This window comes from Oleiphilus sp. HI0128, assembly GCF_001635365.1.
Genome location: NZ_LWGG01001422.1, coordinates 1 through 1838, shown reverse-complemented (window position 1 = coordinate 1838; position 1838 = coordinate 1). Strand labels below are relative to the sequence as shown.

At 43.7% G+C, this 1838-nt stretch carries 2 protein-coding genes; both read left to right on the top strand.

Going from position 1 to position 1838, the window contains the following annotated elements; all coding sequences use genetic code 11:
* Positions 1-429, top strand: a 429-nt coding sequence (locus A3763_RS23570) for a DapH/DapD/GlmU-related protein (RefSeq protein ID WP_304440841.1), incomplete at its 5' end; no start/stop codon positions are given.
* A 59-nt stretch (positions 430-488) separates the two neighbouring features.
* A partial coding sequence (glmS, locus tag A3763_RS23565; protein ID WP_068760616.1) for a glutamine--fructose-6-phosphate transaminase (isomerizing) occupies positions 489-1838 on the top strand: 1350 nt, incomplete at its 3' end.

The following is a 1838-nucleotide window of genomic DNA, read 5'->3' as shown; positions in this document are numbered from 1 at the left end:
ATTATCGAAGATAGCTTTGTGGCAAGCGCCTGTAATGTGGGCCCGTTTGCAAGACTGAGACCCGGAACGAGTTTAAATACTAAAGCGAAAGTCGGTAACTTTGTTGAGACCAAGAAGACGACCGTTGGTGAAGGTAGTAAGATTAACCATCTTAGCTATGTTGGTGACGCAACCTTAGGCAAAAATGTTAACGTGGGTGCAGGTACAATTACCTGTAACTATGATGGCGTTAACAAGTTTCAAACAGAAATTGCAGATGATGTGTTTGTTGGCTCCAATACATCATTAGTTGCGCCGGTGAAAGTTGGTAAGCGTGCAACTATTGGCGCGGGGTCTACTGTCAATAAAGATATAGAAGAAGAACAACTAGCTGTAGCCAGGTCAAAGCAAAGAAATATCGATGGTTGGGACAGACCCAGCAAAAAGTAAGTTAAAGATTTCGACTAGTAAAGTAATCGAATAAGATTTGGAAAACAGGAACAAAAGGTATGTGCGGAATAGTTGGAGCTGTGGCTCAAAGGGATGTAGCTGAAATTCTTCTCGAAGGTTTGAAGCGTTTAGAATATAGAGGATATGATTCAGCAGGGTTGGCTTTATTGTCTGAAGCAGGCGAATTTAATCGCTTGAGACGTATAGGCAAAGTTCAAGAATTGGCAGACGCACTAAAGGCAAACCCTTGCAAAGGTGGAACCGGTATTGCACACACACGTTGGGCAACTCATGGTGAACCTAGCGAACGTAATGCCCACCCTCATGTATCAGGTTCCGAAATTGTAGTTGTTCACAACGGGATCATTGAAAACCATCATACTCTGCGTGAGAAGCTAAGTGCCGTGGGTTATGAATTTGCTTCGGATACAGATACCGAGGTGATTGCTCATCTAGTTCATCATGAACTAAAAACACATGACTCACTATTATCAGCATTCAGATCAACTGTGAAGCAATTAGAAGGTGCTTACGGAACGGTTGTTATGGATACCAGTGATCCAGACCAGCTAATTGCAGCGCGTTCTGGTAGCCCATTAGTGATAGGATATGGCATAGGAGAAAACTTCCTGGCATCAGATCAATTAGCATTATTACCAGTAACGAACCGTTTCTCCTTCCTAGAAGAAGGCGATATCGCCGTACTGACACGCCAAGACGTGACCATCTATGATGCTGTAGGTAGTGAAGTATCAAGAGATATCAATGAGTCTGATGTCTCGCATGATGCTGGCGACAAAGGGCCATATAAGCACTACATGCTAAAAGAAATCTATGAACAGCCGATTGCTATTAAGAACACCTTAGAGGGTAGAATTGCAAACGGCCAGGTTCTTGACACGGCCTTTGGTGAAAATACAGCAGAGATTCTAAAAGGCATTGATCACGTTCAAATTATTGCCTGTGGTACGAGCTACCACGCCGGCATGGTCGCACGTTATTGGTTTGAAGAAATTGCTGGTGTGTCGTGTAATATCGAAATTGCATCTGAATTTAGATATAGAAAGTCGGTTGTTCCGGCTAATGCACTATTGGTTACAATCTCGCAGTCAGGTGAAACAGCCGATACCCTGGCAGCACTAAGACTGGCCAAAGAAATCGGATATAAAGCTAGTTTGACCATTTGTAACGTGCCTGGTTCTTCACTAGTTCGTGAGTCAGACTTAAACTATATGATGAATGCGGGCGCTGAGATCGGCGTAGCATCCACCAAGGCATTTACCGTTCAATTAGTTGGCTTACTGCAGCTTGTCGTCGCTATTGGAAAGAACAAAAATATGCCAGCCGAAACGGAAGCTTCGATCGTTGAGGCCTTACAGGCACTTCCTTCAATCATCGAACAAAGCTTG